The organism is Sulfurimonas sp. C5, assembly GCF_029872055.1.
Taxonomy (GTDB): Bacteria; Campylobacterota; Campylobacteria; order Campylobacterales; family Sulfurimonadaceae; genus Sulfurimonas.
Genome location: NZ_JARXNQ010000002.1, coordinates 156,912 through 182,719 on the forward strand (window position 1 = coordinate 156,912; position 25,808 = coordinate 182,719).

The 25,808-nt window shown below is 35.7% G+C and carries 32 protein-coding genes; 23 read left to right on the forward strand and 9 right to left on the reverse strand.

Features of this window, described 5'->3' with window-relative positions:
• Positions 1-1,020 (reverse strand): aldo/keto reductase, encoded by a 1,020-nt coding sequence (locus tag P6N22_RS05080; RefSeq protein WP_280330787.1) that lies wholly within the window; start codon positions 1,018-1,020, stop codon positions 1-3.
• Positions 1,021-1,101: 81 nt separating this feature from the next.
• Between P6N22_RS05080 and P6N22_RS05085 the strand changes: the two genes are divergently transcribed.
• Both P6N22_RS05085 and P6N22_RS05090 read left to right on the forward strand, forming a co-directional pair.
• Positions 1,102-1,746, forward strand: a complete 645-nt coding sequence (locus tag P6N22_RS05085) for a hypothetical protein (protein ID WP_280330788.1) — start codon at positions 1,102-1,104, stop codon at positions 1,744-1,746.
• Between the two features lie 15 nt (positions 1,747-1,761).
• Positions 1,762-2,298 (forward strand): YbhB/YbcL family Raf kinase inhibitor-like protein, encoded by a 537-nt coding sequence (locus P6N22_RS05090; protein WP_280330790.1) that lies wholly within the window; start codon positions 1,762-1,764, stop codon positions 2,296-2,298.
• A gap of 8 nt (positions 2,299-2,306) precedes the next feature.
• Here P6N22_RS05090 and P6N22_RS05095 read toward each other — a convergent pair whose 3' ends face one another.
• Complete coding sequence (locus P6N22_RS05095) at positions 2,307-3,044, reverse strand: DNA alkylation repair protein (RefSeq protein WP_280330792.1); 738 nt, start codon at positions 3,042-3,044, stop codon at positions 2,307-2,309.
• Between the two features lie 29 nt (positions 3,045-3,073).
• Here P6N22_RS05095 and P6N22_RS05100 point away from each other — a divergent pair, with 29 nt between their 5' ends.
• Together P6N22_RS05100 and P6N22_RS05105 are read left to right on the forward strand one after the other, a co-directional pair.
• Positions 3,074-3,820, forward strand: a complete 747-nt coding sequence (locus tag P6N22_RS05100; protein ID WP_280330793.1) for a TIGR01458 family HAD-type hydrolase — start codon at positions 3,074-3,076, stop codon at positions 3,818-3,820.
• A 14-nt stretch (positions 3,821-3,834) separates the two neighbouring features.
• Positions 3,835-4,398, forward strand: a complete 564-nt coding sequence (locus P6N22_RS05105) for a YqiA/YcfP family alpha/beta fold hydrolase (protein ID WP_280330795.1) — start codon at positions 3,835-3,837, stop codon at positions 4,396-4,398.
• Between the two features lie 8 nt (positions 4,399-4,406).
• Here the strand turns inward: P6N22_RS05105 and P6N22_RS05110 are convergent, their stop codons facing one another.
• From P6N22_RS05110 to P6N22_RS05130, 5 genes are all read right to left on the reverse strand, one after another.
• On the reverse strand, positions 4,407-5,453 hold the full coding sequence (locus P6N22_RS05110; RefSeq protein WP_280330797.1) for a HAMP domain-containing sensor histidine kinase: 1,047 nt from the start codon (positions 5,451-5,453) through the stop codon (positions 4,407-4,409).
• Complete coding sequence (locus P6N22_RS05115; protein ID WP_280330799.1) at positions 5,440-6,078, reverse strand: response regulator transcription factor; 639 nt, start codon at positions 6,076-6,078, stop codon at positions 5,440-5,442. The genes P6N22_RS05110 and P6N22_RS05115 overlap by 14 nt, the downstream gene beginning before the upstream one ends.
• Positions 6,079-6,087: 9 nt before the next feature.
• On the reverse strand, positions 6,088-6,909 hold the full coding sequence (locus P6N22_RS05120; RefSeq protein WP_280330800.1) for a DUF3187 domain-containing protein: 822 nt from the start codon (positions 6,907-6,909) through the stop codon (positions 6,088-6,090).
• Between the two features lie 59 nt (positions 6,910-6,968).
• Positions 6,969-7,355 carry a hypothetical protein gene (locus tag P6N22_RS05125; protein ID WP_280330802.1) on the reverse strand — a complete coding sequence of 129 codons (387 nt, stop codon included), beginning with the start codon at positions 7,353-7,355 and terminating at the stop codon, positions 6,969-6,971.
• Between the two features lie 63 nt (positions 7,356-7,418).
• On the reverse strand, positions 7,419-8,870 hold the full coding sequence (locus P6N22_RS05130; protein ID WP_280330804.1) for an acetyl-CoA carboxylase biotin carboxylase subunit: 1,452 nt from the start codon (positions 8,868-8,870) through the stop codon (positions 7,419-7,421).
• A 129-nt stretch (positions 8,871-8,999) separates the two neighbouring features.
• Between P6N22_RS05130 and P6N22_RS05135 the strand changes: the two genes are divergently transcribed.
• The 19 genes from P6N22_RS05135 (at position 9,000) to P6N22_RS05225 (ending at position 24,398) form a co-directional block, all read left to right on the forward strand.
• Positions 9,000-9,884, forward strand: coding sequence for a GyrI-like domain-containing protein (locus tag P6N22_RS05135; RefSeq protein WP_280330805.1), 885 nt, complete (start codon positions 9,000-9,002; stop codon positions 9,882-9,884).
• A 56-nt stretch (positions 9,885-9,940) separates the two neighbouring features.
• Complete coding sequence (locus P6N22_RS05140) at positions 9,941-10,735, forward strand: hypothetical protein (protein ID WP_280330807.1); 795 nt, start codon at positions 9,941-9,943, stop codon at positions 10,733-10,735.
• A gap of 61 nt (positions 10,736-10,796) precedes the next feature.
• Positions 10,797-11,321, forward strand: coding sequence for a ubiquinol-cytochrome c reductase iron-sulfur subunit (gene petA / locus P6N22_RS05145; RefSeq protein WP_280330809.1), 525 nt, complete (start codon positions 10,797-10,799; stop codon positions 11,319-11,321).
• 13 nt (positions 11,322-11,334) lie between these two features.
• Positions 11,335-12,549 (forward strand): cytochrome bc complex cytochrome b subunit, encoded by a 1,215-nt coding sequence (locus tag P6N22_RS05150; protein WP_280330811.1) that lies wholly within the window; start codon positions 11,335-11,337, stop codon positions 12,547-12,549.
• Positions 12,550-12,558: 9 nt separating this feature from the next.
• Entirely contained in the window at positions 12,559-13,500 is a 942-nt protein-coding gene (locus tag P6N22_RS05155) for a c-type cytochrome (protein WP_280330813.1), read from the forward strand.
• A 156-nt stretch (positions 13,501-13,656) separates the two neighbouring features.
• The gene (locus P6N22_RS05160; protein WP_280330815.1) at positions 13,657-14,136 is read left to right on the forward strand and encodes an RDD family protein; all 480 of its coding nucleotides are present in this window, start codon (positions 13,657-13,659) and stop codon (positions 14,134-14,136) included.
• Positions 14,137-14,198: 62 nt separating this feature from the next.
• Positions 14,199-15,164, forward strand: a complete 966-nt coding sequence (gene moaA, locus P6N22_RS05165) for a GTP 3',8-cyclase MoaA (protein ID WP_280330817.1) — start codon at positions 14,199-14,201, stop codon at positions 15,162-15,164.
• A 13-nt stretch (positions 15,165-15,177) separates the two neighbouring features.
• A complete protein-coding gene (locus P6N22_RS05170) occupies positions 15,178-15,936 on the forward strand; it encodes a 7-carboxy-7-deazaguanine synthase QueE (protein WP_280330819.1) in 759 nt (252 codons plus the stop codon).
• 3 nt (positions 15,937-15,939) lie between these two features.
• Entirely contained in the window at positions 15,940-16,521 is a 582-nt protein-coding gene (locus tag P6N22_RS05175) for a 6-carboxytetrahydropterin synthase (RefSeq protein ID WP_280330820.1), read from the forward strand.
• The gene (locus P6N22_RS05180) at positions 16,522-16,938 is read left to right on the forward strand and encodes a hypothetical protein (RefSeq protein ID WP_280330822.1); all 417 of its coding nucleotides are present in this window, start codon (positions 16,522-16,524) and stop codon (positions 16,936-16,938) included. It abuts the gene before it with no gap.
• A complete protein-coding gene (locus tag P6N22_RS05185) occupies positions 16,935-17,606 on the forward strand; it encodes a 16S rRNA (uracil(1498)-N(3))-methyltransferase (RefSeq protein ID WP_280330824.1) in 672 nt (223 codons plus the stop codon). Before P6N22_RS05180 ends, P6N22_RS05185 begins: the two co-directional genes overlap by 4 nt.
• A 105-nt stretch (positions 17,607-17,711) precedes the next feature.
• Complete coding sequence (gene rpmE / locus P6N22_RS05190) at positions 17,712-17,912, forward strand: 50S ribosomal protein L31 (RefSeq protein ID WP_280330826.1); 201 nt, start codon at positions 17,712-17,714, stop codon at positions 17,910-17,912.
• 13 nt (positions 17,913-17,925) lie between these two features.
• Positions 17,926-18,741 carry a 16S rRNA (cytidine(1402)-2'-O)-methyltransferase gene (gene rsmI, locus P6N22_RS05195; protein WP_280330827.1) on the forward strand — a complete coding sequence of 272 codons (816 nt, stop codon included), beginning with the start codon at positions 17,926-17,928 and terminating at the stop codon, positions 18,739-18,741.
• Between the two features lie 40 nt (positions 18,742-18,781).
• The gene (gene rlmB / locus P6N22_RS05200; RefSeq protein WP_280330829.1) at positions 18,782-19,465 is read left to right on the forward strand and encodes a 23S rRNA (guanosine(2251)-2'-O)-methyltransferase RlmB; all 684 of its coding nucleotides are present in this window, start codon (positions 18,782-18,784) and stop codon (positions 19,463-19,465) included.
• Positions 19,458-20,246: a hypothetical protein gene (locus P6N22_RS05205; RefSeq protein ID WP_280330831.1), complete on the forward strand. Its 789-nt coding sequence runs from the start codon at positions 19,458-19,460 to the stop codon at positions 20,244-20,246. The genes rlmB and P6N22_RS05205 overlap by 8 nt, the downstream gene beginning before the upstream one ends.
• Positions 20,240-21,109 carry a hypothetical protein gene (locus P6N22_RS05210; protein ID WP_280330833.1) on the forward strand — a complete coding sequence of 290 codons (870 nt, stop codon included), beginning with the start codon at positions 20,240-20,242 and terminating at the stop codon, positions 21,107-21,109. The genes P6N22_RS05205 and P6N22_RS05210 overlap by 7 nt, the downstream gene beginning before the upstream one ends.
• A 54-nt stretch (positions 21,110-21,163) precedes the next feature.
• The gene (locus P6N22_RS05215) at positions 21,164-22,387 is read left to right on the forward strand and encodes an LL-diaminopimelate aminotransferase (protein ID WP_280330835.1); all 1,224 of its coding nucleotides are present in this window, start codon (positions 21,164-21,166) and stop codon (positions 22,385-22,387) included.
• A complete protein-coding gene (locus P6N22_RS05220) occupies positions 22,388-23,650 on the forward strand; it encodes a homoserine dehydrogenase (RefSeq protein WP_280330837.1) in 1,263 nt (420 codons plus the stop codon).
• 7 nt (positions 23,651-23,657) lie between these two features.
• Positions 23,658-24,398, forward strand: a complete 741-nt coding sequence (locus tag P6N22_RS05225; RefSeq protein ID WP_280330839.1) for an SDR family NAD(P)-dependent oxidoreductase — start codon at positions 23,658-23,660, stop codon at positions 24,396-24,398.
• Here P6N22_RS05225 and P6N22_RS05230 read toward each other — a convergent pair.
• Positions 24,385-24,852: a DsrE family protein gene (locus tag P6N22_RS05230; RefSeq protein ID WP_280330840.1), complete on the reverse strand. Its 468-nt coding sequence runs from the start codon at positions 24,850-24,852 to the stop codon at positions 24,385-24,387. The two genes, P6N22_RS05225 and P6N22_RS05230, sit on opposite strands and share 14 nt — an antisense overlap.
• Before the next feature lie 8 nt (positions 24,853-24,860).
• Positions 24,861-25,778 carry a DUF302 domain-containing protein gene (locus tag P6N22_RS05235; protein ID WP_280330842.1) on the reverse strand — a complete coding sequence of 306 codons (918 nt, stop codon included), beginning with the start codon at positions 25,776-25,778 and terminating at the stop codon, positions 24,861-24,863.
• Between the last annotated feature and the right edge of the window lie 30 nt (positions 25,779-25,808).

Below are 25,808 nucleotides of genomic sequence, written 5' to 3' on the forward strand. Positions count from 1 at the left end.
CTACCCCATAGGGTAAAGAATCTCATTGTGTACCGCATCACACGCTGCAAGAATCTCATCACTCAATACTACATCCATAGCATCTAAAGAAGCATCGAGCTGTTGAGGTGTTGTCGCACCGACGATTGTTGAAGCAACAAAGTCAAATTGTTTTGACCACGCTATTGCCAGTGTTACTGGATCCAGACCGAAATCACTTGCAATTTTGAGATATTTTTGTGTTGAAGCAAGTGTTTTATCATTTAAAAAGCGATGAGCCATAGTTCTCAGTCTTGAGTTAGGAGACTTGACATAATTTGCAAATCTTCCGTGAACATCAGCGCTTTGATTGTATTTACCGCTTAACACACCACCAGCAAGAGGTGAATAAGCTAAAAGCGAGATTTGCTCTTTACGTGCAACAGTTGCCAGCTCATCTAAGAAACGACGGTTTAAAAGGGAAAAGTTGTTTTGGATCGATTGAAATCTTGCATATCCTTTATACTCAGAAGTCATAAGTGCTTTTGTCGTACCGTAAGCAGTATCGTTTGATGTCCCGATGTAGCGGACTTTTCCTGCAGTTACAAGACGATCAAATGCTTTTAGACTCTCTTCGATCGGTACAACAGTATCGGGCCAGTGCATTTGGTAAAGATCGATGTAGTCAGTACCGAGTCTTTTTAAACTTCCTTCAATTCCACGTTCGATGTGAAAGCTGTCTATTGCCGTGAGTCCGTGGCGAACAGGTGGCGTGTACCAGCCGTTTGCAGCTCCTGCAACTTTAGAAGCAAGTATAATACTCTCACGCGGTTTTGTTTTAAGCCAGCGCCCGACAATCTCTTCTGTAAGACCTGCTAGTTTTGCATTTGGCGGGATAGGGTACAACTCTGCAGTATCAAAGAAATTTACACCTCGATCATATGCTTTATCCATGATCTCAAATGCCACTTTTTCATCGGGAGTTTGTGTCCCAAATGTCATTGTTCCCATACAGATAGGGCTTACTCTCAGACCGCTTTTCCCTATGTATCTATACTCCATAATCCTTCCTTAATCGTTCACTTTTATTTGGTTATTATTATAGTTCAATTTATTTTGATAGAAATAAAAAAGCCAAGCTAAATGAAAATATATTATAGAAAAAGTCAAATTCATACATACTGTCATTTCAAACATCCCTACGAGCCTTTTAACATTGAAAAGGCAAAAACACTGATCGTCGGAAATACACCTCCGGCACGTTTTGCACAAAAAAAACTGCAAGAGGGTGATGTTGATTGGTACTATGGCAGTAAGTACAATGCATTCTGGAAGATTTTAGAACAAAGTTGTAAATGTGAACAACCGCTAACTACAAAAGAGCAGAGACAAAACTTTTTCTTACAAAACAGCATTGGGATTTTTGATACAATAGATGAGTGTAGCCGTAAAAAAGGTTGCGGAGCGAGTGACGGTGATCTTCATAATATTGTTTTGATTGATGTTGTGGCACTTTTGAAAAAAAACAAATATAAAACACTTCGGCTTTTTTTCTCGGGAAGATTCGTAGCCGAGCTTTTTCAAAAAGCGACTAAGACAAAGTTTGATTTGCGATCTAGAGAGATGCAGAAGATAGAACTAGACGGCAAAACACTCGAACTTACCATACTCTATTCCCCATCACCCTCTTGGGCTAGAGGATTATCTGAAGAGTTGCGTAAAAATCCAAACAAAAATAAAATACGCTTAGAACAATATAGTCAAATTTGTATACAATATAAAAATTGAATTGAAGGAGTGAAGATGAAAAAGATAGTTCTTATACTTTTAGCAAGTGTTTCATTTATATTTGCAGATGGGTTTACACTAAAAAGTGATGATTTCAGCGGACAGTTGACAGATGCACAGGTTTTTAATGGTTTTGGATGTATGGGTAAAAATATCTCCCCTTCTCTTAGCTGGGAAAATGCTCCTGCAGGGACAAAAAGTTTTGCAATCACTATGTATGACAAAGATGCGCCGACAGGCAGTGGATGGTGGCACTGGATTGTAGTTGACATTCCAAAAGATGTAACGAGTTTAAAACAAAACAGCGGCAATATAAGTTTAGATCTTATGCCAAAAGGTGCTATTCAAACACGAACAGATTACGGGCAAGGTGGCTTTGGCGGTGCATGTCCACCTGTAGGTCATGGTCCGCATCAATATGTAATTACGGTACATGCATTAAATATTGAGAAGCTGGGAGTAGATGAAGAGGCATTACCGGGACTTGTCGGTTTTATGATTAATGCACATACGATAGGCAAAGCTTCTGTAATTGCATACTACGGAAGATAGAAACAGAGTTACATATATTTTTTTCTTTCTTCTTTGGAGAATTTTTCCAAAGAGTAGCGAAGCATAACTCTGGGCATAACTTTAGAGTGCTTTTCTAGGAAGTTGATCAGGAGTTGTTTATCCTGTTTTCCAACTTCCCGCAATACCCAGCCTACTGCTTTGTGAATAAGATCCTCTTTATCCTTTAGCAACATCTCCGCAAGTTTAATAGTGTCATTGAGTTGCAGATGTTTGATGAACCATAAAGTTGCTACAACAGCAATGCGTCTTTCCCACAAAGAATCTGATTGTACAAGTCGATACAAGATATCCCGATTTTTATCCAACAGATAGCTCCCGACTATTTTATGTGCAGAACTATCCACAAGATCCCAGTTATTAATGTACTGCGTATGGCTTAGATAGAGTTCATAGATGGTTTGTTTTTGCTTGGAAGCATTTTCAAAATGAAAAATGAGTATAAAAAGAGCAAGAAGTCTGCTCTCGTGATATTCGCTTTTTAAAAGTAGTATAGTTTCATCAAGAGAAAGTTGTTTATATTTTTTAGAGAGTTTTCTGAGTACGGGAACTTTAACCCCTAAAAATATATCCCCTTCAGAGTATTCGCCGATACCTGTTTTAAAAAATTTTTTTGTCTGATTGGCAACATTTTCATCGGCGTAATTGTATAGTTCTTTTAAAATAGTCTCAAAAACACTCAGTGTAAATCCTTTGGAAAATAATGAAAGAAGATTATATAATACCATTATGATGATTGCAATAAAGGGGAAGTGAAATGTTTACCCATAATATAAAAGCAGTTCTATGTGACATTGGCGGTGTATTGTATGTAGGCGATACACCGATAGAGGGTGCCATAGATGCTATAAAGAGAATAAAAGAACGCTATCCGATTCGTTTTCTAACAAATACGACACAAAAAACAGGTGTAGAGGTAGTGAAAAAACTTCAGGAACTCGGATTTGAGATTCAACAAGAAGAAGTAATAACGGCACTTGATATGACAAAGATGTTTTTGGAAAATCAAAAAAGTACAGCTGAGTTTCTTTTGACAGACAATGCTGTTATGTTTTTTGAATCTTTAAAGAAGTATCCGAAAAATTATGTTGTTGTCGGTGATGCCCAGCACAATTTCAGCTATGAAAATTTAAATCAGGCTTTTCGTACTTTACTAAAAGGAGCAAAACTTATAGCAGTTGCGAACAATCGTTACTTTCAGGATCATGACAATGAACTGAGTATGGATGCGGGTTGTTTTGTAAGTGCTTTGGAATATGCTTCCGGACAAAGGGCAGAAGTGTTAGGTAAACCATCCAAAGAGTTTTATGAACTTGCCTGTCAATCTTTAGGTTTAAGCTCGAATGAATGTGTGATGATCGGTGATGATATAGAAGGGGATGTGCATGGTGCACAAAAAGCAGGGTTGCAGGCAGTGCTAGTCAAAACGGGTAAGTTTAATGAAGCTGATTTGCAAAAAGGTATAATTCCCGATCAAGTTTTAGAATCTATCGCAAAGTTATAAAGGATGATAAAGAGATGATTTTATATATTCACGGTTTTGGAAGCAGCGGACAAGGGGGAAAGTCAAAACTCTTTAGAGAGTATTTTCAAAATAAAAACATCAAGTTTTTAGCCCCTTCGCTTTCAATTATTCCTGATCTTGCAATAAGTACGTTAGAAGAGATTGTACATGTATGTGAGGATGAAGAGATCGTTTTGATGGGTTCTTCTTTGGGCGGGTATTATGCTATATATTTGAGTGAAAAGTATAATCTTAAAGCCGTGCTTATTAATCCTTCGATCAAGCCGTATGAAACGTTAAAAAAAGTAATTGGAAGCAACAAAAGCTACTATGACGGTAATTTTTCATTTAACTGGGGAGAAGCTCAGGTTAATAGTTTGAAAAAGTTTAGTGTTGATAAAGTAAAAAAAGAGAACTATCTGCTCTTAGCAAGAAAGGGTGATGAAGTTCTTGATTATCGTGAAGCGGAGAAAAAATTAGAAGGTGCACGGATGATCATAGAAGAGGGCGGCGATCACGGATTTTTAGACATAGATAGATATTTTAAAGAAATTTCGGAGTTCATAAACACTCCATAACGTATATTTTAAACCAGAAGATGTTGCAAATTAAGTTGAAAAGTTGAACCTTCATTGAGTTTGCTCTCAACAGAGAGTTGAATGTTAAGTTCATCACAAATTTTTTTAACTATATGCAAACCAATACCGATTCCCCGTTCATGCTCTTTATAAAAGCGATCAAATATTTTATTTGGTTCTTTGATCCCTTGACCAGTATCTTTTATACTTAAAATTGAGTGCTCAAGTGTGATCAAAACCTCACCGTTTTCTTTATTGTACTTGGCGGCATTGGAGAGTAGATTGTCGATAACACGGATAAAAGAGTCTCTATGAGTATGGAGTTGCAGCGAACTTAGAGATGTCTGGAAGTTGATCGAAGAAAAATTGTTTGATATCATCGCAACTCTCTCTTCAATAATATCTTTAAGATCAAAACTCTCTTGTTGGTTTGTATGGCTTTTGAGATAAGCCCGCAGATTTTCCTGCAAGTTTAAAATAGTTTGTACGGCATTTTCTATGCGTGAGATTTTTGTGCTTTCCCCAAATTCACTTTTTAACATTGAACTGTTCAGTCTGAGAGTTGACAGAGGTGTATTAAAGTCGTGTAATATGTCTTTTACGAACTCTTCTGTGAGTTTCAAAGCATCTCTTAACGGTGCTAAAGTGTAAAATGCAAAGAGGAATGACAGAAGTATAACTATAATGAGCACGGGAATAAATTGTATAAGTAATTGTATTTCTAAATTTTGCAACTCTTGTTCATATTCACTTTTTTTCAAATAGATTTTTAAAGAGTGTTTTGTAGAACTCGGAATCAAAAAGTAGCCACTTAAAGTGTCTTTTTCTTTATGGAGTTTATAGAGTTGTTCCTCTTTAAGCGGGGCAAAATCAAATTGAAATTTAGGACACTGAAGATTGAAACTGCATATTTTCATCTCTGAAAATATGGTTTCATCGAGAGTTGCAACATCTTTTTTGTACTCAAAGAAAAATAGTGCTCCAATGAGGGTGGCAAGTGAAAAAAAGAAGATAAAAAAACTTCGGCTAAGTGCTTTGAACTCAACTTTTTTCAAGAATGTATCCTACCCCTCGAATATTTTTTATAGGCAGATGTGTTGTTTGTTTTAGTTTATTGACTGCTACACGCAAGGCCGTGTCTGACGGTTGTGTAAGCTGGTCTAGTAAAATAGTTTTATCAATTACATTGCCTATGTTTTGCATAAAAAGTTCACACAGTTTTTCTTGAACTTCACCTAATTGTACAATTTTACCATCAATTGAAAGTGTTTTTGAATCAGGAGAAAATCTTAGATTTTCATACTCAATCTCTTTTTTCTTCTGAGAGAGTTTCGCATTTACCCTGATGAGCAGCTCTTCAGGATAAAACGGTTTTTTCAGATAATCATCTGCTCCAATTGAAAAAGCTTTTGAAATTGAGTCGAGATCAATGAGTGCACTGATAAAGATAGCAGGAGTCTTATCATCTGCATTGCGTAAACTTTCTAAAAGTTCAAGCCCGTTCATATCGGGCACATTAATGTCAAAAATATACAGATCATACTTGTTGTCATAACTTGCATCAATTGCATCATTACCGTTATGTACCAACTCCACTGAATAACTGCTTTCTTCAAGCAGTTCTTTTAGAGTTAGTGCTAGTTCTTTATCATCTTCAAGAAGCAGTATATTTTTTTTCATTATTAAAGCCTAAAAAAAGTAGCCTAGTTTTACGGCAATATATGTTTGACTTGCACTGTCACTTATTCCGTATGCATAAGAAAAAGTGGAAAACCAGTTCTTATCTATGCTGTAGTAAGCATACAACGAAGCTGTCTCAACTTTTTCAACACCGACATAGATACTGTCACTATTAGTATAAGTACCGCTCATATATAACTTGTCTGTTATATTATATCCAACACCTCCGCTGTAAGAGTGTGTGTTTTGATAGTAAACACTAATTATAGAATTACTGTAATCTGTATCGTTGATTAATGTATATCCATAACCGCCGAAAAGATTGAGTTTGTCTATATTATAACTTACATTCACTCCCGCAGTATAATCTGTCTTGTTGTTGTTTAGTGAGGAATCGTATGTCGGAAGTATAGCTCCGATTGAAAAACGTACGGCAAAATTTGTTGTTGGGAAAACTTGATACGCCGCACCTAAAAACGAGTCCTGTAAACCGCTTTCATTGTAACCGTTACCACGTTCTGTATATATGGATGTTGCTGCTTGAAAAGAGAAGTTTTTATAGTAATAGTCAGCTTGAATAGTTGTTGCAAGGGTATCTGTTTTATTTAAAGTCGTATAGTCCGAACTTGTGGAACTCAAACCTACAATAATATCGTAATGGTAATTTTGTGTAAGTGACTTCTTTGTACATCCGTCAATATCTACTAGATCTGTAAAAGGTGTATTGGGGCATTTATCTTTTGCATCACTGACACCATCCATATCAGAATCAAATGCAAACAAGTTACCAGAGAAAACTAGTAATATTAAAAACAGTAAAAATTTTTTCATATATGTTCCTTAATCAAGAGACCGCTAAAAAGCGATCTTGTGTAGTTTTAATAGTGTGTTTAACGACCACCCATCATCTTAGGCACTGAGCCTGCAGGTGATGAACTACTTTGATTTTGTTGACGGAACTGATTCCCAATACGGTGTTGGTTCATGTTTTGAATTTTTAGCATCTCTTGAGATTGCTGCATTTGCATCTCTTGTTCTGCATTTACACCTTCAGCCGTATTTGTACGCATTCTTTGTTGCAGTTGTGTAATTGCTGCTTGACGATCTTCGTTGTTCATATTAGCAACTCTGAGTTTAAACTGATTCATTAGTCTTACACGCTCTTGAGCAGGTGCATTTTGGATCTCTGTTATTTGTTTATCGATCGTAGCAGGATCTTCTGCAAAACTTAAAGTTAAACCACCTAGCAAAGCTAGAGTTAATAGTGTCTTTTTCATATTGACTCCTTGTTTTGATGGTGGTAGTATGACACATAAATGTTAGCGGAGTGTTAGTGTCATTTAACTTCTTGTAATAAGTTTATGCTCCTTAATCTTTTTTATCAGATTAGAAAGCATAGAAGTTCTTTTTTCCTCTTCTTCAATAGTAGATTTCGCACTGAGGTTAAAGCTGTCCATTTTTTTGTCGAGGTAGCTTGTATTAAACGTACCAGCTTTAAAGTCGGCATCTCTGACGATCTCTCTATGAAGTGAGATATTTGTTGTAAAACCGTCAATATTATATTCATCTAGTGCACGTCTGGCTTTTTTTACTGCACCTTCCCAATCAAGTGCAGAAACAATCAGCTTTCCGATCATAGAATCATAGTTTGACGGTACTTCATAACCTTCATAAGCACTAGTGTCCAGTCTCACACCAGGACCACCCGGTGTAAGATAGTTACTAATTGTACCTGTTGAAGGCATAAAGTTCATTTGTGGATTTTCCGCGTTTATACGGAATTCAATCGCATATCCGCGGAATTTGATCTCTTCTTGTAAGAACTGTAATTTATCCCCTTCAGCAATTTCAATCATTCTTTGAATAATGTCTACGCCTGAGATAACTTCAGTTACCGGATGCTCCACTTGCACCCTTGTATTCATCTCTATAAAGTATATATTGTCAGCTTCATCAACTAAAAACTCTACTGTTCCTACACTCTCATAACCGAGTTTGAACATCGCTTTTGTTGATACACGATAAAGCTCTTTACGAACTGCATCGTTAAGACGAGGAGATGGTGCTATTTCGATCACCTTTTGGTGGCGGCGCTGAATTGAACAGTCACGTTCGCCTAAATGAAGTACATTCCCAAATTTGTCGGCAATGACTTGTACTTCAATATGGCGAGGATTTTCTACATATTTTTCAATGAACACTTCCCCCTTACCAAAATACTTGAGTGCTTCATTTGTAGCTGATTCAAACGCAGTAGAGAATTCTTTGGCAGTTTTTACGATTCTCATACCGCGACCACCGCCACCAAAAGCGGCTTTAATGATTACAGGAAAGCCGATCTCTTTAGCAATTTTTTCCCCGTCAGTTTTATCAAGAATAGGCGTATCGGTTCCTTCAAGGACTGGCACTCCGATCTCTTTCATGGCAACTTTTGAAGCCATTTTATCCCCAAAAAGTTCTATATGTTCTGGTTTGGGACCTATAAAGATAATGTCATTGTCTGCACATGCTTGTGCAAACTCTGCACTTTCACTTAAAAAACCGTATCCGGGATGGATAGCATCACAGTCAGCTTTTTTTGCCATAGAGATAATTCTCTCATAGTTTAAATAAGCTTCAACCGGATTTCCCATAATCGGGTAGCATTCATCTGCTTTTTTTACCCATACGCCGTCTACGTCGACTTCAGAAAACACAACGACACTTGTGATTTCAAGCTCTTTACATGCACGGATGATTCTAAGAGCGATTTCACCCCTGTTTGCAATTAATACTTTAGAAATTTTTTTCATTGTATTCTCCATTTAAAAAAATCATGGCAGCATTATAATTTCTCAAAAGTTACAATTCTTCACTTATATTGCTTTAAAAATTATCTATTTTTGTCCTATTTGTTACTTTTTATTGCTAAAATAATTTTCATGAAACGAGAAACTCTAGATCAGAAGATCAAAATTACCAACGATATAATGTTCTACATCTACACAAATATCGATACTGATATCAATATGGATGAGCTTGCAAAAAATTACGGGATCAGTAAGTTTTATATGCATAAAATTTTCAAAGAGGTGTTTGATAGAAATATTTATGAAAGTATAAAATCGATTCGTCTGCAAAAAGCATCTAATCTTTTACTTACAAATAGATACTCTACTATTTCGGAAGTTGCCAATGCTTGTGGATATTCTTCTCAGACATCGTTCATCCGTGCATTTAAAGAGCGTTTTTCTATGACACCGAAGGTCTGGAGAAAAGGGGGATATTTAGAGTATTCAAATAAAATTGTCGATCAGTCCCTTAAAACAAGAAACTCTATGATCACTTTAGATAATTTTGATCATCTAAGTCCTACAATTGTAAAAATGCCGGAGATGAAAGCGTATTATATTCGTCATCAAGGGTATAATGATGCAATACGCCAGACATGGCAGAAGATTCAAACATGGATATATTCAAACCATCTAGAAGAGTATGAACAGATCAGTCTGTTTCACGATAATCCTTCAATTACCTCTTTGGAAGACTGTCAATACGTAGCATGTGTAGTAGATAAAGAGGGGAAAAAACTGCAAGATAACCGACTACCTAAGTTTACAATTGCAAGCGGTGTATATGCAAAATTTACTCTAGAGGGTGCTTGCGGGGATCTGTTACGCTTTATTCAGTGGTTATACCATGAATGGCTTCCTAAAAATGAATACGAAACAACAACAAAACCACCATATGCAGTTTATAGACAAAACAAATATCTGACACAAGATGGAAACTTTGATCTCGACTTTTACATATCTATAAAATATTAGATTAAACTTCAAAGGGTAATATTTCGTATCTATATAATATAGTAAGCGAGATAAATATGAAAACATATTATTATGTACATACAGGGCATAGAATAGGTCTGGATAGATTTCGTAGAGCCGTAACGGTACTAGGATCTTTAAATGCAGACATTACCCTTTTATGCAGTGACTTTAGAATAGCACAAGAAGCAAGAAATTTTGGAATTGATAAAGCAGTGGGTATCGATGTTGTAAGAAACATTGCCAATATTGCTCACAAGGGTGATCAGCTGATTTTAGACTCTGCTGAAGTCAATCCTATTATGCTTGAAGATATGAAACAGTTTTTCTCAAATCTTATTGTAATCGAGAACGATACAATCGTAGTTGCAGATAAATATTTTGAACAAAAAGCCAAAACTGTAAAAATATCTTACTTTTTCGGTGATGATGACTATGAAAAAGATTTAATGAAAAATTTCAATTTTGTAGAAAAACTCAATCCCCATCTCCAACTTGGATATTACTACTTTTTAGATTATGAAGATGAACTCAAAGAGAAATTTGTAAGCAGTTATGAGTTTGATGAGTACGATGATATGATTATGGAATCAGAGATTCTCATTAGTGCTTCTCCTCAGGCAGTTGTAGAATCTTTGGCAGCCGGTGGTAAGCCTATCTATATACAAAGAGCAGATTATCCGGAAGATTTTAATAAAAAGTTTGAAGAGTTAAATATTCCGATAATACACAATTTTGATCAAAACCTGTTACAAGAGACATTAAATCACATAAATGAGATAAAATATGGTAAAATCCCCTCCGATTGCAATAAGTTTGTGTCATTTATAAAAGAAAACTTAATTTTATAAATAATTAAAACTTATTTGGTATATAATAAGAATTGAAAATTCACAAGAAAGTGAGCGAAATATGAAAGATAGTAGCCGTAGAGGTTTTATGGGAAAAGCATTCGGTGCTGTAGCGGGTGTAGGGGCCGTTGCTTCACTTTATGCGATGAAAAAAAGTTGGGATATGCTTCCAAGTGTAAAAGCGGCGGGTTTTACAACATTGGATATGTCGGCATATAAAGAAAATGAATTAGTTACTGAAAAATGGCGTGGAAAACCTATCTTTGTTCTTAAGTATACGCCTGAGATGATGGGAAAATTAACTGAAAAGCAAAAGGCACGTACTGTTTTTATTAACGGTGAAGGGTATTTAGTAAATCTTGGACTTTGTACACACCTTGGTTGTATTCCTGGTTACAATTCTGATACTCAATCATTCTTATGTGCTTGTCACGGTGGTACATATGATTTTGCTGGTGATGTTACAAAAGCACCGCCACCGCGTGGACTCGATATTCCTCCATTTAAAATAGATGGGAATAAACTTGTTCTTGGTGAAGAGGGACCAGAGTATAAAAATATGAAAGCAACTGGCGTTACGCTTTAATTAAGGGGAGAAAATGGCACATTTTGAAAAAGCAACAAGCCTTCATGATTGGATGAACCAACGTTTAGCAGTTGATACAGTTCGCCGTGTTATGGCTAAAGAGTATTGGATCCCTAAAAATATCAACTTTTTATGGGCAATGGGGATGATTTTAGCAGTAACATTCGGTTTACTGTTAGTATCTGGTATCTTCTTATTAATGTATTATCAACCAAATGTAGCAACTGCATTTGACAGTGTTAACTACACTATTATGAAAGAGGTTGAATTCGGTTGGTTATGGAGACATATTCACGGTGTTGCAGCATCTGTAGTATTCCTTATTATATATATTCATATGTTCACAGGAATTTATTACGGTTCATATAAAAAGGGACGTGAGATGATCTGGATCTCAGGTATGCTTCTGTTTGTAACTTTCTCAGCTGAAGCGTTTTCTGGTTATATGCTTCCATGGGGACAAATGTCTTACTGGGCTGGTATGGTTATTACAAACCTTTTTGCTGGTGGTTCATTACATGCTGACGGTTTAGTTGAGTGGATTCGTGGGGATTACGTTCCGGCTCAAGCTTTCTTAAACCGTTTCTTTATGCTGCATGTACTTTTATTACCGTTAGCAATTTTAGGTCTTATCGGACTTCACTTTGCTGCACTTCGTATCCCTCACGTTAACAATCAAGATGGTGAAGAGATCGATTTTGAAGCTGAAGCTGCAAAATATAAAGCAGGAAACAAAAAAGAGTCTAAAGTTATCGCATTCGCTAACGACTTTATGTCTAAAGATATGATGGTAGTTGGAATCTATTTAGTATTCTTTTTCTATTTAGTGTTTTTCCATTATGACTTTGCAATGGACCCGGTTAACTTTGACCCTGCAGATGGATTAAAGACTCCTGCACATATTTACCCTGAGTGGTATTTTTTATGGTCATATGAGATCTTACGTCCGTTCCCTGCTGATCCAGGTTTAGTTGCATTCGGATTTGCTCAAGTAATTTTCTTTGCTTTACCGTTCTTAGACAGAAGTCCAAATGCTGTTCCGGCTGCTCGCCGCGGTGCATTTAAATACTGGTTCTGGTTAATGCTTGTAGATATGATTGTGCTTACTGGTATGGGTAAATTACCGCCTGAAGGTATTTTCAGTACTATCGGTTTAGTTGCTGCTATCGTCTTTATTTTATTATGGATAGCTTTACCGTTCATTACAAAAAAAGAGAAAGCGTTATAGGAGTATATGATGAAAGAATTTAAAATATTAGCAGTTGTAGTATTCTTTACTCTTGTAACTTACTACTTAGTTGAACCGTTTGCACACTCGCAAATGCATAAACATATTGAGAGTGAAGGTTTTGAATATAAAGACCTTCCGGAACTTACAAAAAAAGGTGACGCTGCTCGCGGGCAAGAGCTTGTAATGGGTGCGGGAGCTTGTCTTGGTTGTCACTCTATGGAAGTTGCAGGTATGCCTGCACCAATGGACCCTGTAACAGCTGCACAAAGTTACGGTGTAAACCCACCGGATCTTTCAAATGCAGGTGCTGTATATGATGAGAAGTTCTTAGCAGCTCTTATTCAAAACCCTGCACACGCTTTAATGGTTGAACATAAATTTGATGCCGAAAAAGGTCAAATGCATCCAATGGTGCCTTTCTATGGAGCTGGTGGAGATCTTGATCAAGAAGTAGCTGATATGGTTACTTACCTAAAATCAGTTGCAGTGAAAAAAGAGGAACTTACATCTGAGCAAGCATTTGAATTAGCATGTGGTAGATGTCATGCTGACCATTATGCTGGTTGGACACAAATCGGTAAGACACCAACATTCAAAAAAGAGCAAGATGAGTTAAAATTTAAAACACAGGTACTTGATTATCAAGACAGTTTAAAAGCATATATGGGTAAATTACCACCGGATTTAAGTATCTATATCCGTTCTCGTGGTGCTCATTACATTGAAACATTTGTGGAAAATCCACAAAACTATCTGAAAGGTACTGCAATGCCACGTGTTGGTGTAAACGAACATGCAATGGAAAAAGTTGTTGAGTATCTTGAAGATTCTGGTGATGCAAAACGCCATGAGAGAGAGAACGTTGGTAAGTATGTAATGATCTTTATCGTTATATTTGCACTATTTGCTTTCTTATGGAAAAAACAAATCTGGAGAGATTTACATTAATTTAATAGCAAAATGAGCTAAGCTCATCTTGCTTCGCTAGGACCGCTCTGGTCACTAAAGCTTGCCCCTTATGGGGCAGAATTTTCTTCTTAATCATTCTTTTTAAAGTTTATCACTGTTTACTTCTACAAAGTTTCCTTTTGCTATAATGCGCGCATGAGATTTAGAGATCTAAAAAAACAGAAAAAAAATCAGCAAGATACACAAAAGAAAAAAGTATTAAAGTATGCCTCTTATCCAGATCGCATAAAAGCATTTGTAGTTGATATGTTTATGATCTATACCCCGATTTTATATTTTATAGCTTATGTTGTAATGGGCTCAAAAGAGGAGTTTCAAGCTTCTCAGTTGGCACCCCTTATAGCAGTTTCAATCTATGGTGTGATCTATGCAGTACTGATTGCAAAATTTGGACAAACACCGGGAAAGAAAGCGTATATGATCAAAATCGTTGATGATAAAACAATGAAAAACATCTCTTTTTTCAGAGCAATTTGCAGATTTATTATGTTTTTATTCTCTACAACAATTCTTTTAGGATTATTAACTCCGTTTTATAGAAGAGATAAAAAAGCACTGCATGATATAGTGTGTGGTACAATCGAAATAGAAACAAAAGAGATGAATGCTTTATAATAAGTGTTATAAGAAAATAAACTAAAAGATTATAGAAATTTTTATCAATTATAGGAATATAAATGCTAGTAGATAGCTATGACAGAGTAGTGGATTATATCCGTGTATCGGTCACGGAGAGATGTAATTTCAGATGTAACTACTGTATGCCTGAAAAACCTTTTTCATGGGTACCAAAAGAAAACCTTTTAACATTTGAAGAACTTTTTGAATTTTTGAAAGTGGCAATGGATGAGGGTGTAAAAAAGATCCGTATCACCGGTGGGGAACCTTTACTTCGTGAAGACCTGGATAAATTCATTAAAATGATTTATGACTATAAGCCAGATATTGATCTTGCAATGACAACAAATGCTTTTTTACTCAAAGGTGCTGCGCAAAAGTTAAAAGATGCGGGACTCAAGCGTATCAACGTAAGTATCGATTCTCTTAAACCTGAAGTAGCACAAGAGATCGCACAAAAAGATGTACTTAAAAATGTGCTTGAGGGTGTTGATGAAGCTTTAAAAGTAGGACTAAAAGTAAAAGTAAACATGGTACCTATGAAAGGGATCAACTCAGATGAGATTGTAGATCTTTTAGAGTACTGTAGAGATCGTGGTATGACAATCCGTTTTATCGAATATATGGAAAATAAACATGCCGATGAAAAAATAGAAGGTCTGAAATCGGATGAACTTTTAAATATCATTGCTCAAAAATATAGCTTCAAAGATGAAGGGTTTGACGGACATTCACCGTCACACTATTACACTTTGGAAGATGGGTATAAATTTGGTATCATTGAACCATACGAAGATGATTTCTGTAAACAGTGTAACCGTATCCGTCTGACTGCGGAAGGACATCTTATACCATGTTTATATTTTGATGAAGCGATGAGTATTGCAGAGTTTGTAAAACGTGGGGATGTTAAAGGTGCTGCATTGGTACTGAAAGAGGTTGTGAAAAACAAACCTGAAAAAAATCGCTGGGGTGGAGAAGATGACGAGGTCTCAACACGTGCTTTTTATGAGACTGGTGGATGATTAAAGGGGTACAATGCTCTATTTAGTTGAACATTTTTATTCAATACAGGGGGAAGGGCGTTATGTAGGAAGCCCAAGCCTTTTCTTCCGTTTTGGCGGATGCAATATGAAATGTGAAGGCTTTGGATGTAAAGAGAAAGCACAAGACGGTACAGAAGTTCTTGGATGTGATACCGTGTATGCCGTAAACAAAGAACACTTTTCCCACGCATGGATTGAAATAAATTCTGTTGAACAACTATTAAATATTCTTGAGCTATATGAGTTGCCAGAAGGTGTAGATGTAGTATTGACCGGAGGCGAGCCTTTGATCTATGCAAACGATCCTCTTTTTGTATCTTTTTTAGAGAAACTGCGTGAAAACAACCATAGAATCACGTTTGAGACTAACGGTACCATAGCGATAGATTTTGAAAAATATCCTGTCTATAAAGAGTGTGTTTTTGCACTCTCTGTAAAGTTAGAGAATTCAGGGGAATCACTAGCTAAAAGATTACGTGGCGGTGTAATAAATTCAATTGCTACTCATGCAAAAGATGCTTTTTTTAAATTCTCAATTGACGAAGATTCGATCAATATGGCACTAGATGATGAGATTGAACAAATTACAGAGCATGCCCCTTTTATAGACGTTTATTGTATGCCTTTAGGGGGAAATAAGGCAGATGTAGAGAAAAATACTCTCGCCTTAATTGAGTACTGCAAAAATAAAGGCTATAATTTTAGTGATAGGCTGCATATACGTATATGGGATGAAAATAAGGGAGTGTGACGTATGATCATTCGTAAACTGTTTAAATTTGAGAATGCACATATTGTTCGTGGATGTTCAAGTGTGAAATGCCGCTCTTCGATCCATGGACACTCTTACAAAGTTGAAGTTCTGTTTGAATCAAATTATTTGGACAACGGACAGATGGTATATGATTTTGGTTTAATGAAGCAAAATATCAAAGATCTGATAGAGTCTTTTGACCATGCTATCACTTTATGGAATGGTGATGATGCAGAATATATAGCTGATATGAAAAAACATTCCCATAGATGGGTAGAGTTGCCAGTTTCACCTTCAGCAGAACAGTTTGCCCGTGTTATTTTCGTACTTATTGATATATTGTTCCATTTGACAAAAGGGATAAACGGCGAAAAAGAGGTTAAACTTCACAGTATAATAGTGCATGAAACAGATACAGGATACGCACAAGCTTTTAGAGAAGATGCGTACAATGCACAAATGGGACAGATTACACTTGAAGAGATTGTTTTTTCAGATGAAGTGCTTAACAGTTTTAACGACCGTAGTTTACTTGAAAAGCTTAAAGCGGGAAGTGAATTTATAAATCCGGAGTCGGTATAGATGGAACAAATGTATAGCATGGGAGTAACTATTCACTCTTTGGGTGTAATGGCTCTAATTTTTTCGATTGTTATTAATGTTGTACTGCTCTATGAAGCAACTGATATCGAACAGTATAAAAGAAAACGTTCAATAGTCCTTTTACCACTAAACTCAATGTTGGTAGCAGCAGTGATTTTTACAGGGATGATTATGATGGCAACAAAGCATCTTCATTTTACGCCTGAAAACATCGTAATGATTATTCTCTCTGTTTATTTGATTACTAAAGAGATACATAGAACAAAAGTTTTAAAGCATGTAGATGATGAAGATGAGGATACTTTTCTTCGTTATAAAGAGTTTGCTTACAAGATAATGAGTGTAGAATTGGGACTGGTAATCATTGTATCTTCTTGGATGTGGTTTTTTGCATGATATTTATTTATGAAGAGAATGCCTCAAGAGAGCGCTTTACAATTAAAGGTGAACTACATAAATATTTGATAAAAGTGCGTCGCCATCAAGAGGGTGATGAGATCTCAATGCGCTTGAAAAATGCACCCGAAATGCTTTATACGTATAAAATTGTTTCTGTAGATCCAAGAAGTCTGGAAGTTGCACTTGTTTCAGAACAGGTATGTGAAGTAAAAGCAAAAAAAGCACTCCATATAGGCTGGTGTGTAATCGATACAAAATCTGTTGAAAAAGTACTGCCTAGCCTGAATGAGATAGGGGTTGAAAAGATCACATTTATCTATTGCGACAGGAGTCAGAAAAATTTCAAACCTGACTACAAGCGTTACGAGAGAATTTTGGAAGCTTCCAATCAGCAATGCGGCAGAACAGACTTTATGGAGTTTGCTACGGCAAAAAATGTACAAGAATTTGTAGAGGGAAATCCTGATACGAAAGTATTTGATTTCTGTGAGAACGTATTGAAAGAAGATGCCGAAATTTCGACAGTTTTAATAGGTTGTGAAGGGGGATTTTCCAAAGAGGAAAAAGAGCTTTTATCAAAATATGAAGTTTTCCGTCTAGATACACCTTTGGTTCTACGTTCTGAGAGTGCAGTTCTTGCAGTTGCTTCAAAGATAATATTGTAATTTATAAGTTTTTTTGGTATAATCCCATTTCTAAAAATCTGCCCCCATACGGATTTAAAAAATATATAGCTATTCGTACTTCGACGAGTAGTAAAAGGTAAAAAAATGAAAAAAGATCTTCACCCAGTATTAGTTGATTGTACAGTTACTTGTGCATGTGGAAACTCTTTCCAAACAAAATCTCAAAAAGACGAGATGAGAATTGACATTTGTAACGAGTGTCACCCATTCTTCACAGGTTCTGAGCGTATGGTAGATACTGCTGGACGTATCGAGAAATTCAAAGCACGTTACGCTAAAAAATAATCAAGATCTAATCTTGCTTACACTTGTTCCAACTCCGATTGGGAACATTGGCGATATATCGCTAAGAGCCATAGAGGTTCTTAGCCAAGCCGACACCCTTCTTTGCGAAGATACTCGCGTTACAAAAAAACTTCTTCATATTTTACAAGAGCGCTACAATACTGAATTAAAACCTAACCAAGAGTTTATCTCTTTACATTCACACAATGAACAATCTTTTGTTGAAAAATTAGATCCATCTATATTTGAGCAAAACGTTGTTTATGTCAGTGATGCAGGAATGCCTGGAATCAGTGATCCAGGACAGGTATTGGTGGACTACTGTATTGCAAATTCTATAGAATACGACATCTTGCCTGGTGCAAATGCAGTACTTACTGCTTTTGTAGCAAGCGGTTTTGTAAATACTCAAATGCTCTTTTTAGGCTTTTTAGACCATAAAGGCAGTTCTCGTGAAGCAGGGCTTAATGAAGCTCTTCACAACGGCTATACGACTATTTTATATGAATCACCGCATAGGATAGAAAAGCTTTTAGGTGAAATAGAAAAAACAGAACCCTCTAGAGAGTTGTTTTTGGCAAAAGAACTCACTAAAAAGTTCCAGAGATATCTGCGTGGAACGGCAAGTGAAATTTTGAAAACTCTTGATGGAAACTTTAAAGGTGAGTGGGTTGTTGTGATCCGTGCAGGGGAGAAACAAAACAGCTCTGCAATTACTCAAAAAGATATTTTAGAATTAGACCTTCCAAAAAAAGTTCAAGCGAAATTAATAGCAAAAATAACGGGTGAAAATACAAAAGCTTGTTATCAACGGTTGATGAATCTTTAAATATTAACACTAATTAAAAATTTTTTGCTAAAATACCTCCATGTTAATTTATGCGAAACAACCTATATATTATTTTATTGATCATTACCCTCATAAGATCAAAACACTTTATTTAGCCAAAGAACTGGATAAAAAAGAGTACTCACGATTAATGAAAATGGGATTTGAGATCAAAAGAATCCCTAATGAAGCTGCTGTTAAAATGAGTAAAAATGCCAATCATCAGGGCTTTTTAGCAGAAGTGGAAGATTACCAACTACACGATTTTAAAACATTTCTAGATAAAGATTTTATTGTTGTTTTAGCAGGTTTAACCGATATAGGTAATATCGGTTCTATTATCAGAAGTGCTTATGCACTTGGTGTTGATGCAATTGTGGCATGTGGAGTAAAAAAATTGCCGATTGAACCGATACTCAGAACAAGTACAGGGGCACTTTTTGATATGCCTTTTGCGATCGAGCAGAATATTCACAATGTTTTAAACGATATGAAAATGTCCGGATTTTCAACATACGGTGCAGATATGGGCGGTATAGATATTCGTGATGCCAAGATAAGTAAAAAAAGAGTGTTGGTACTTGGAAGTGAAGGAGAAGGTCTGAGCAACAGAGTTTCTTCTAAACTTGATAATGTTGTAAGTATTGCTATGTCACATGACTTTGACTCTTTGAATGTGAGTGTAGCAGGTGCTATTTTAATGGATAGGATGAGATATGAATGAAGCTTTAGTCAAATTACGTGAAATTGGTGCTCAAAAAATTTATGAGAAAACACATATTCCTGTAGAACATGTTCAAGCTATTTTACATGAAAGTTATGATGGTTTAAACAAAGTACAGTTTATAGGATTTATTTCTATTTTAGAACGTGAATACGGATTAGAATTAAAGGCTATAAAACTCAAAGGTATCACGTATTTTGACGGAGAGAGAAAAGAGGAGATTGATGAGAGTATTTTCATCAATACAAAGCCTAAAAAAAGTCATAACGCTCTTTATATCATTATTGCCGTTATTGTATTTTTAATCTTTTTATTTGTGTTTTATAATGATTCTAAAGAGGCAGTAAAACCTGCAATTCAAGAAAATGAAATTATCCAAAAAGTAAAAGAGAAAGTTGTTGAAGAAGTAAACAATACAGCAGCTCAAGAAACAAATGAAACGGTTGCAGTAACAGAAACATTAGATCAAAATACATCAGTTGAAGAAGAACAAGCTATAGAAAAGTCTTTTGTAATTAAAACAAATACAAAACTTTGGATAGGATATATTGAGTTAGAGACAAACAAAAAAAATCAGACTGTAGTTTCAAAAGAGTTTAGTCTCGATCCAAATATTGACTGGCTAATCACTTTAGGACATGGATATGTTGATTTTGAAGTGAACGGCAAAGAGTATAGCTATAAAACGGAAAAAGGCTTAAAGTTCCTATATCAAGACGGTGAATTAAAACCTATTTCATTCAAAGAATTTAAGAGGTTAAATAGAGGGTATGTATGGTAAAAAGTCTTGTTTTACTGGTGTTATTCTCATATTCTTTAGTTGCTGAAGAAGTTATCGGGCTTGATAATGATATTCAAAGTGTTGTTGTTAAAGATGACCCTGTAACGGAGAAAATAAAAGGGTTTTTATGCCCTCAAACATATACACAAAACAAAGACTTTATCAATGCTATTTTTGATCCAAAAAGTGCTTTTTATAAAAACGATCGAGTTGATTCAGTTAAAGTGATTCAAACACTTCAGGATAACGGTTTACTTGATCTGTTTTTTGATAAACCCCAAGAGATAAGACTTGATTTTAGAACAAACGGTTCGCCTATATTTTTTGTAAAAATCATTAGTGATACATTAACTGCCTTGGGATATTACAAGTATGTTACAGTCGCTTCTACAAGGGATGCAACAGAGTTTATCTGGAGTGTAAATTTGACTTCGGAATATGCAACTGATCCTTTGATTTTACAAAAAGAATTAAAGAAAAAATCGTGTGAAATTGTAGATATTCAAAGAACAAATGCAAAAGAGTGGTCATATTTAATCGATATCTCAAATGCAAAGCTGAATGTTGAACAACTTGAAGATGGAAAACCATTGACATTAAAGCGTTCTTTATATGAACAATGGCTGGATATTTCTAAAATAAAAACATTGATGATTAAAAGTAGTCATAGAAATCATTGGTACCCTTATATAGCATATTATGACAGTTCTTTACACCTTTTAAAAGTGATTAAAAAAGATATAGTTCACGGGGCAATAGAGCTTAAAATGCCGAAAAATAGTGTTTATATGAAAATATCCGATCTGTATACTTTAAAAAATATTAAAGATGAAATGATATTTTATCCCGAAGGCTCAAGATAATTCTAAATATATTTTGCTAAAATATCGCCAATATTTCTAATAGGGCATAATAAAATGTTTGACGAATTTCATTTTAACAGAGTTGAGAGACTTCCTAAGTATGTGTTTGCTGAGGTAAACGAGATAAAGATGGCAGAGCGCCGTGCAGGAAAAGATGTTATAGACTTTTCTATGGGTAATCCTGATGGTGACACGCCTGAACATATTCGTGAAAAGCTAATAGAGTCGGCCCAAAAAACTAAGACTCATGGATATTCTACTTCAAAGGGTATCCCAAAATTATTACAAGCGATTGCAGACTGGTATGAAAGACGCTATGACTGTAAGTTAGATCCTGAAACAGAATGTGTTGCAACAATGGGTTCTAAAGAGGGGTATGCACACCTTACATATGCGGTAATTAATCCGGGTGATGTAGCAGTTGTACCAGATCCTACTTATCCGATCCACGAATACTCTTTTATCCTAGCGGGTGGAAATGTAATTAAGTTCGGAATTGAATTTGATGAGAAGTACCGTTTAGATGAAGATAAATTCTTTGAAAATTTAGAAAAAGTGTTTAAAGAGAGTTCACCGAAACCAAAATTTGTTTTAGTGAATTTCCCGCACAACCCAAGTACAGCTACAGTAACGGTTGAGTTTTATGAAAGACTTGTTGCTATGGCCAAAGAGAAACGTTTTTACGTAATCTCAGATATTGCTTACGGTGATATCACGTTTGACGGATATAAAACACCTTCGATTATGCAAGTAGAAGGTGCAAAAGATGTTGCAGTTGAATCGTTTACTTTAAGTAAGTCGTACAATATGGCCGGATGGCGTGTAGGTTTCTTCGTTGGAAACAAAAGATTGATCGGAGCACTGCAAAAAATCAAATCGTGGTTAGACTACGGTATGTTTACACCTATCCAAGTAGCAGCTACAATCGCACTAAACGGCGACCAACAATGTGTACAAGACATTACGGATAAATATAACCACCGTCAAGAAGTACTGATCGAAGCATTCGAGCGTGCAGGGTGGCATATTGAGAAAAACGAAGCGAGTATGTTCTCATGGGCAAAAATTCCTGAGTGTGCTGCACATTTAGGTTCATTAGAATTCTCAAAACGTTTACTCGTTGAAGCAGGTGTAGCGGTTGCTCCGGGAATCGGTTTTGGTGAGTATGGTGAAGGATATGTTCGTATCGCTTTAATCGAAAATGATAACCGAATCCGCCAAGCAGCAAAAAACATAAAAGTGTTTTTAAAACAATTTGATGGGTGTAAGGATAAATAAGTGATAAAAGTAGGAATCATAGGCGTAGGAACTGTAGGTACAAGCGTTGCAAATATTTTAAAAGACAATGCAGATGTAATTAGTGCCCGTGCTGGACATGACATTATTGTAAAGAGTGGTGTTGTAAAAAACCTTAATAAAGATAGAGGTTTAGACATCATTTTAACGAACAATGTTGATGATATCCTAAACGATGATGAGATAGATATTGTCGTAGAACTTATGGGTGGCGTAGAAGAGCCTTTCGAGGTTGTCAAACGTGCCCTTAAATCCGGTAAAGCAGTTGTTACTGCAAATAAAGCACTTTTAGCATATCACAGATATGAGCTTCAAGAGATTGCAGGAGAGCTTGCTTTTGAATATGAAGCAAGTGTTGCGGGCGGTATACCTATCATTAACGCACTTCGTGACGGTCTTTCTGCAAACCATATAGAGTCTATGATGGGTATTATGAACGGTACTTGTAACTATATGATGACGAAGATGACAAATGAGGGCGTTGACTATGATGTTATCTTAAAAGAAGCGCAAGATTTAGGTTATGCTGAGGCTGATCCTACGTTTGATGTAGGTGGATATGATGCTGCACACAAACTGCTTATTTTAGCTTCTATCGCTTACGGAATTGATGCAAAACCTGAAGATATTTTAATCGAAGGGATTGAGAACGTAACACAAGAAGATATCTCTTTTGCAAAAGAGTTCGGATATGCTATCAAACTTCTTGGAATTGCTAAAAAAACAGATTCTCAAGTAGAGTTACGTGTACATGCATGTCTCATCAATAAAGATGAGATGATCGCAAAAATTGACGGTGTAATGAATGGTATCTCTGTAGTGGGTGATAAAGTAGGTGAGACACTTTACTATGGACCGGGAGCTGGCGGTGATGCAACAGCATCAGCGGTTGTGGCAAACATCATCGATATTGCAAGAAGTGGAAAATCACGTCCAATGCTTGGATTCGATCGTCCTATGGAGGGTAAAGCACTTACTCTTAAAGCGATTGATGAGATCACGTCTAAATACTATCTTCGTATCAATGTAAGTGATAAAGCAGGTGTGTTGGCTAAGCTGACAAAACTGTTTGAAGATAACAATATATCAATTGAGACGATGTTACAACGTCCTGCAGACAATAACTCTGCAAATTTACTTATTTCAACACATACAGCAGTTGAAAAAGATATACAAGCTATGATTGATGCATTAGAAGCTCAAGAGTTTGTAAACGCTAAACCTGTAATGATCAGGATAGTGTAATTTACAGATGAAAATCTTAATTACTGGAGCAAGTTCAGGTTTAGGTGCTGAACTTGCACGTCAGTATGCTTCACAAGAAAACGAACTGATTCTCTTAGCACGAAGAGAAGAAAAACTGCAACAACTCCAACAAGAATTACTTCCTCTGTGTAAAAATATCAAACTTATTATTGTCGATGTAACACACTTTAAAGAGTTACAAGAGCAATTACGTATTATAACTGCTGTAGATATGGTAATTTTAAATGCAGGTATCTCTTTAGGACATTCTCACACGCAAACACCAACAATTGATGAGTTTAAAAATCTTTATGATGTGAATGTCTTGGCTAATCATGCAATTTTGGAAGTGTTATTACCTATTTTTACACAGCAGAAGAGTGGAAAAATTGTTTTTATCTCTTCACTGGCATCTTTATTCTCTATGCCTAGTTCTAAAGTGTATTCATCATCTAAAAGAGCTTTAAATGCATATGCTGAGGGTCTACGCTACAAGTATGCACCGCTTGGAATTAAAGTAATCAACATATTACCCGGATTTATTAAAAGTGAATTAACTGATAAAAATGATTTTCATATGCCGTTTTTACTTGAAACGAAAGAGGGAGTTGCTCGGATAAAAAAAGCGATAGATAAAAATAAAACAGAGTATGCTTTTCCTCGTAGATTTTATTTTTTTATCCGCTTTTTAAATCTATTACCTTTGTTTTTGAGTCAAAAGATTGTAAATTCTTTTAACGAGAGATAGGTACATAAGCGTACCCATCGCTTTGTTTATCGATAAGCCCTATAGTGGAATTAGGAACAAATTGAACAAATTCATATAGATCTTTCTTGTCAAGTTTATTTGCTTTACGTCCCACTTCACACATAAAAAAATCTACACCGTACGTATCTGTTAAAGAGATTAATCTTTTAGCATATTCTTTTTGTTTTGTTAAAAGAGCTGTATTTTTTTTATAAAGTGTATTAGGCAGATTCTTCACAAAAAATTTGTAAGCGTCTCCATGGATAACTACAGCAACTTCTAGTTCCTGTAGTTTGCCTTCATAATGGTTTTTTTGGTGTACTATACCAGAGAGAATTTTTTTCTCAAAAGTTTTTAAATCCCCGCTTGTAAAATCGAATACAACTTTTTTTGTTGCTTCATCAGCAAGCAAAGATGTAACAAATAAGAATAATAAAACAACAAACTTTTTCATCATTGATCCTATTCAGTGATGTTCTTAAGGATTTGCTCAAAATCGTTTTGTGCTTTCATTAGCTCTTTATGCGCTGCATCGTCTGTAACGTGTGCACTGCTTAGCCAGTTGTAAACAGCAGGGAATCCCATAACGATTTTATCGTCACCTTTTTTCTTGTATAACATGGTTGTACAAGGAGCAAAGGCTGCAGCTTCTGGACGTGTTTTTGCAACAGTGTAAATTACCGGAAGTTTACAGATCGAATAAGACTCGTAAAAATCAAATGGACTCTCTTTCTCTTCATCTAAAACACCAAGTTCATAATCAAGTGTCGCAGGCATAATAAAACCTTTTGGCGCAAAATTACTTTCTAAAGACATTTTGATCTCTTCTTTTGCATCGTCAAAATCTTCCGGATCATCAAGTTCATATTCATAGGCACTTACAAGATTTCTGCTCTCTTTTAGAGAATCTTCACTTAAAGTCTGTTTCGCATTCGGTAATGCCTCTTTGAGCGCTTTTATAGTTTTTGCTTCAAGAGTTTTTAAAACATCATTGTTATCCATACCGATAATTTTTGCCTGCGCATCAGATGTTAATATACTTACATGTAATGTATCTTCATCATTCGCCTGATAGATACCGACACCCATCGGGATAAATACACCGGCATTTGCATTTATGCGTAATAGTTTATCCGCAAGTTTTGGCTCAACTACTGTCATAAGATTAAAAATCTTAAAGTCACTCTTTTGAAACTGTTTTTTAAACGGACCTGTCATGTCGTTGTTTAAAGTTACTGTGAAGCCATTTTTGACAAAACTGTTTTCAATTTGTTTAGGAGTAATAGCTCCAGACTTATTGTCTACACTAAAAAGATGTAGATCACCTTGTGCCATAAGTGTAACTGCTACACTTAACATCAATCCAATTATTTTTTTCATTGTTTATCCTTGTAATATTAAGAGCAAGTT

What these genes read in the sequence shown, in the direction of transcription:
- P6N22_RS05080 (WP_280330787.1), bottom strand. Translation starts at nt 1,020, where the DNA reads ATGGAGTATAGATACATAGGGAAAAGCGGTCTGAGAGTAAGCCCTATC.
- P6N22_RS05085 (WP_280330788.1), top strand. Translation starts at nt 1,102, where the DNA reads ATGAAAATATATTATAGAAAAAGTCAAATTCATACATACTGTCATTTC.
- P6N22_RS05090 (WP_280330790.1), top strand. Translation starts at nt 1,762, where the DNA reads ATGAAAAAGATAGTTCTTATACTTTTAGCAAGTGTTTCATTTATATTT.
- P6N22_RS05095 (WP_280330792.1), bottom strand. Translation starts at nt 3,044, where the DNA reads ATGGTATTATATAATCTTCTTTCATTATTTTCCAAAGGATTTACACTG.
- P6N22_RS05100 (WP_280330793.1), top strand. Translation starts at nt 3,074, where the DNA reads ATGTTTACCCATAATATAAAAGCAGTTCTATGTGACATTGGCGGTGTA.
- P6N22_RS05105 (WP_280330795.1), top strand. Translation starts at nt 3,835, where the DNA reads ATGATTTTATATATTCACGGTTTTGGAAGCAGCGGACAAGGGGGAAAG.
- P6N22_RS05115 (WP_280330799.1), bottom strand. Translation starts at nt 6,078, where the DNA reads ATGAAAAAAAATATACTGCTTCTTGAAGATGATAAAGAACTAGCACTA.
- P6N22_RS05120 (WP_280330800.1), bottom strand. Translation starts at nt 6,909, where the DNA reads ATGAAAAAATTTTTACTGTTTTTAATATTACTAGTTTTCTCTGGTAAC.
- P6N22_RS05125 (WP_280330802.1), bottom strand. Translation starts at nt 7,355, where the DNA reads ATGAAAAAGACACTATTAACTCTAGCTTTGCTAGGTGGTTTAACTTTA.
- P6N22_RS05130 (WP_280330804.1), bottom strand. Translation starts at nt 8,870, where the DNA reads ATGAAAAAAATTTCTAAAGTATTAATTGCAAACAGGGGTGAAATCGCT.
- P6N22_RS05135 (WP_280330805.1), top strand. Translation starts at nt 9,000, where the DNA reads ATGAAACGAGAAACTCTAGATCAGAAGATCAAAATTACCAACGATATA.
- P6N22_RS05140 (WP_280330807.1), top strand. Translation starts at nt 9,941, where the DNA reads ATGAAAACATATTATTATGTACATACAGGGCATAGAATAGGTCTGGAT.
- petA (WP_280330809.1), top strand. Translation starts at nt 10,797, where the DNA reads ATGAAAGATAGTAGCCGTAGAGGTTTTATGGGAAAAGCATTCGGTGCT.
- P6N22_RS05150 (WP_280330811.1), top strand. Translation starts at nt 11,335, where the DNA reads ATGGCACATTTTGAAAAAGCAACAAGCCTTCATGATTGGATGAACCAA.
- P6N22_RS05155 (WP_280330813.1), top strand. Translation starts at nt 12,559, where the DNA reads ATGAAAGAATTTAAAATATTAGCAGTTGTAGTATTCTTTACTCTTGTA.
- P6N22_RS05160 (WP_280330815.1), top strand. Translation starts at nt 13,657, where the DNA reads ATGAGATTTAGAGATCTAAAAAAACAGAAAAAAAATCAGCAAGATACA.
- moaA (WP_280330817.1), top strand. Translation starts at nt 14,199, where the DNA reads ATGCTAGTAGATAGCTATGACAGAGTAGTGGATTATATCCGTGTATCG.
- P6N22_RS05170 (WP_280330819.1), top strand. Translation starts at nt 15,178, where the DNA reads ATGCTCTATTTAGTTGAACATTTTTATTCAATACAGGGGGAAGGGCGT.
- P6N22_RS05175 (WP_280330820.1), top strand. Translation starts at nt 15,940, where the DNA reads ATGATCATTCGTAAACTGTTTAAATTTGAGAATGCACATATTGTTCGT.
- P6N22_RS05180 (WP_280330822.1), top strand. Translation starts at nt 16,522, where the DNA reads ATGGAACAAATGTATAGCATGGGAGTAACTATTCACTCTTTGGGTGTA.
- P6N22_RS05185 (WP_280330824.1), top strand. Translation starts at nt 16,935, where the DNA reads ATGATATTTATTTATGAAGAGAATGCCTCAAGAGAGCGCTTTACAATT.
- rpmE (WP_280330826.1), top strand. Translation starts at nt 17,712, where the DNA reads ATGAAAAAAGATCTTCACCCAGTATTAGTTGATTGTACAGTTACTTGT.
- rlmB (WP_280330829.1), top strand. Translation starts at nt 18,782, where the DNA reads ATGTTAATTTATGCGAAACAACCTATATATTATTTTATTGATCATTAC.
- P6N22_RS05205 (WP_280330831.1), top strand. Translation starts at nt 19,458, where the DNA reads ATGAATGAAGCTTTAGTCAAATTACGTGAAATTGGTGCTCAAAAAATT.
- P6N22_RS05210 (WP_280330833.1), top strand. Translation starts at nt 20,240, where the DNA reads ATGGTAAAAAGTCTTGTTTTACTGGTGTTATTCTCATATTCTTTAGTT.
- P6N22_RS05215 (WP_280330835.1), top strand. Translation starts at nt 21,164, where the DNA reads ATGTTTGACGAATTTCATTTTAACAGAGTTGAGAGACTTCCTAAGTAT.
- P6N22_RS05225 (WP_280330839.1), top strand. Translation starts at nt 23,658, where the DNA reads ATGAAAATCTTAATTACTGGAGCAAGTTCAGGTTTAGGTGCTGAACTT.
- P6N22_RS05230 (WP_280330840.1), bottom strand. Translation starts at nt 24,852, where the DNA reads ATGAAAAAGTTTGTTGTTTTATTATTCTTATTTGTTACATCTTTGCTT.
- P6N22_RS05235 (WP_280330842.1), bottom strand. Translation starts at nt 25,778, where the DNA reads ATGAAAAAAATAATTGGATTGATGTTAAGTGTAGCAGTTACACTTATG.